A 523-nucleotide genomic window follows, 5' to 3' on the forward strand; every position below is an offset into this window, starting at 1 on the left:
AGAAGCCGCCCGCGGCGCTCCCTATCCGGGAATCGACTCCGCTGCGCAATCCGTTCTGGCAGTACTCACGCGAGAAGATCGCCTGCGAGGAACTGCTGGTGGCGGAGTACCGGGAACGAGGGTTTCCCGTCACCATCGTGCGGCCATCACATACCTACGACCACACGAAGATCGCCATTGCCGGCGGCTGGACGGACATTGCGCGGATGCGGGCCGGCCGCCCGGTTCTGGTGCACGGTGACGGCACCTCCCTGTGGACGCTGACGCACAGTACTGACTTCGCCAAGGCGTTCGTCGGGTTGCTGGGACTTCCGCAGGCGATCGGAGACAGTTTCACTATCACCTCGGATGAGTTCCTGCCCTGGAACCGGATCTACGAGATCTTCGCGGAGGCAGCCGGAGCACCGCAACCCCAGCTGGTCCACGTGGCCTCGGAGACCATCGCCGCCCACCTTCCGGACCTCGGCCCCCAGCTCCTCGGCGACAAGTCGCATTCTGTGATCTTCGACAACACCAAGGTCAA

General features: G+C 64.1%; 1 protein-coding gene. It reads left to right on the forward strand.

The features are described 5' to 3' along the window. Window positions 1-523 (forward strand): NAD-dependent epimerase/dehydratase family protein (locus tag ACYU7Z_RS16360; RefSeq protein ID WP_460572429.1); only part of this gene is annotated, 523 nt, incomplete at both ends.

The sequence above is a fragment of the Flaviaestuariibacter terrae genome, assembly GCF_054777635.1.